Origin of the sequence: Buttiauxella gaviniae ATCC 51604, assembly GCF_001654835.1 — a bacterium.
Taxonomy (GTDB): Bacteria; Pseudomonadota; Gammaproteobacteria; order Enterobacterales; family Enterobacteriaceae; genus Buttiauxella; species Buttiauxella gaviniae.
The window spans coordinates 1-3287 of the sequence record NZ_LXEP01000069.1 but is presented as its reverse complement, the minus strand read 5'-3'; the positions used below and the strand labels follow the sequence as shown (position 1 = coordinate 3287).

The following is a 3287-nucleotide window of genomic DNA, read 5'->3' as shown; positions in this document are numbered from 1 at the left end:
GAGCCTGGCAGTTCCCTACTCTCGCATGGGGAGACCCCACACTACCATCGGCGCTACGGCGTTTCACTTCTGAGTTCGGCATGGGGTCAGGTGGGACCACCGCGCTAGTGCCGCCAGGCATATTCTGTTTCATCAACCGTCATGCTTTCACATAACCATCGACTTAAAATCTCGGTTCAAGCTGAAAATCAAATGTCATAGTCTCTCAACCAAAACACCTTCGGTGTTGTAAGGTTAAGCCTCACGGATCATTAGTACTGGTTAGCTCAACGTATCGCTACGCTTACACACCCAGCCTATCAACGTCGTAGTCTTCAACGTTCCTTCAGGGGAATCAAGTTCCCAGGGAGAATTCATCTCGGGGCAAGTTTCGCGCTTAGATGCTTTCAGCGCTTATCTTTTCCGCATTTAGCTACCGGGCAATGCCATTGGCATGACAACCCGAACACCAGTGATGCGTCCACTCCGGTCCTCTCGTACTAGGAGCAGCCCCCCTCAATTCTCCAGCGCCCACGGCAGATAGGGACCGAACTGTCTCACGACGTTCTAAACCCAGCTCGCGTACCACTTTAAATGGCGAACAGCCATACCCTTGGGACCTACTTCAGCCCCAGGATGTGATGAGCCGACATCGAGGTGCCAAACACCGCCGTCGATATGAACTCTTGGGCGGTATCAGCCTGTTATCCCCGGAGTACCTTTTATCCGTTGAGCGATGGCCCTTCCATTCAGAACCACCGGATCACTAAGACCTGCTTTCGCACCTGCTCGAGCCGTCACTCTCGCAGTCAAGCTAGCTTATGCCTTTGCACTAACCTCACGATGTCCGACCGTGATTAGCTAACCTTCGTGCTCCTCCGTTACGCTTTAGGAGGAGACCGCCCCAGTCAAACTACCCACCAGACACTGTCCGCAACCCGGATTACGGGTCTACGTTAGAACACCAGCCATTAAAGGGTGGTATTTCAAGGTTGGCTCCACAAGAACTGGCGTCCTCGCTTCAAAGCCTCCCACCTATCCTACACATCAAGGACCAGTGTTCAGTGTCAAGCTATAGTAAAGGTTCACGGGGTCTTTCCGTCTTGCCGCGGGTACACTGCATCTTCACAGCGATTTCAATTTCACTGAGTCTCGGGTGGAGACAGCCTGGCCATCATTACGCCATTCGTGCAGGTCGGAACTTACCCGACAAGGAATTTCGCTACCTTAGGACCGTTATAGTTACGGCCGCCGTTTACCGGGGCTTCGATCAAGAGCTTCAGCTTGCGCTTAACCCCATCAATTAACCTTCCGGCACCGGGCAGGCGTCACACCGTATACGTCCACTTTCGTGTTTGCACAGTGCTGTGTTTTTAATAAACAGTTGCAGCCAGCTGGTATCTTCGACTGCCTTCAGCTCCATCCGCGAGGGACTTCACCTACCGACAGCGTGCCTTCTCCCGAAGTTACGGCACCATTTTGCCTAGTTCCTTCACCCGAGTTCTCTCAAGCGCCTTGGTATTCTCTACCTGACCACCTGTGTCGGTTTGGGGTACGATTTGATGTGACCTGATGCTTAGAGGCTTTTCCTGGAAGTGCGGCATTTGTTACTTCAGTACCGTAGTACCTCGTCATCACACCTCAGCGTTAGATAAGAGTCCGGATTTACCTAAACTCTCCGCCTACATGCTTAAACCGGGACAACCGTCGCCCGGCTAACATAGCCCTCTCCGTCCCCCCTTCGCAGTCACACCGAGTACAGGAATATTAACCTGTTTCCCATCGACTACGCCTTTCGGCCTCGCCTTAGGGGTCGACTCACCCTGCCCCGATTAACGTTGGACAGGAACCCTTGGTCTTCCGGCGAGCGGGTTTTTCACCCGCTTTATCGTTACTTATGTCAGCATTCGCACTTCTGATACCTCCACCTACCCTCACAGGTAAGCTTCGACGGCTTACAGAACGCTCCCCTACCCAACAACGCATAAGCGTCGCTGCCGCAGCTTCGGTGCATGGTTTAGCCCCGTTACATCTTCCGCGCAGGCCGACTCGACCAGTGAGCTATTACGCTTTCTTTAAATGATGGCTGCTTCTAAGCCAACATCCTGGCTGTCTGTGCCTTCCCACATCGTTTCCCACTTAACCATGACTTTGGGACCTTAGCTGGCGGTCTGGGTTGTTTCCCTCTTCACGACGGACGTTAGCACCCGCCGTGTGTCTCCCGTGATAACATTCTTCGGTATTCGTAGTTTGCATCGGGTTGGTAAGTCGGGATGACCCCCTAGCCGAAACAGTGCTCTACCCCCGAAGATGAGTTCACGAGGCGCTACCTAAATAGCTTTCGGGGAGAACCAGCTATCTCCCGGTTTGATTGGCCTTTCACCCCCAGCCACAAGTCATCCGCTAATTTTTCAACATTAGTCGGTTCGGTCCTCCAGTTAGTGTTACCCAACCTTCAACCTGCCCATGGCTAGATCACCGGGTTTCGGGTCTATACCCTGCAACTTAACGCCCAGTTAAGACTCGGTTTCCCTGCGGCTCCCCTATACGGTTAACCTTGCTACAGAATATAAGTCGCTGACCCATTATACAAAAGGTACGCAGTCACCCCATAAAAGAGGCTCCCACTGCTTGTACGTACACGGTTTCAGGTTCTGTTTCACTCCCCTCGCCGGGGTTCTTTTCGCCTTTCCCTCACGGTACTTGTTCGCTATCGGTCAGTCAGGAGTATTTAGCCTTGGAGGATGGTCCCCCCATATTCAGACAGGATACCACGTGTCCCGCCCTACTCTTCGAGTTCACAGCAAGTGCATTTTTGTGTACGGGAGTATCACCCTGTACCCTGCGACTTTCCAGACGCTTCCACTAATGCACAAACTGATTCAGACTCTGGGCTGTTCCCCGTTCGCTCGCCGCTACTGGGGGAATCTCGGTTGATTTCTTTTCCTCGAGGTACTTAGATGTTTCAGTTCCCTCGGTTCGCTTCGTTAAGCTATGTATTCACTTAACGATAGTGCAACGAATTGCACTGGGTTTCCCCATTCGGAAATCGTCGGTTATAACGGTTCATATCACCTTACCGACGCTTATCGCAGATTAGCACGTCCTTCATCGCCTCTGACTGCCAGGGCATCCACCGTGTACGCTTAGTCGCTTAACCTCACAACCCGAAGATGTCTCGTAAGACACACTCGTATGTTGTGAAAATTTGAGAGACTCGAACACACTTCTATTCCTTTCTTATTACGGAGAAAGGAAACAGTGTGTCGTTTCAATTTTCAGCTTGTTCCGGATTTTTAAAGAGCAAA

2 rRNA genes are annotated in these 3287 nt (G+C 51.9%); both read right to left on the bottom strand.

Annotation, left to right across the window (positions count from 1 at the left end):
- Positions 1-2: 2 nt before the first annotated feature.
- Positions 3-118, bottom strand: a 5S ribosomal RNA gene (rrf, locus tag M977_RS23655).
- A gap of 112 nt (positions 119-230) precedes the next feature.
- Positions 231-3139, bottom strand: a 23S ribosomal RNA gene (locus tag M977_RS23650).
- Positions 3140-3287 lie beyond the last annotated feature (148 nt).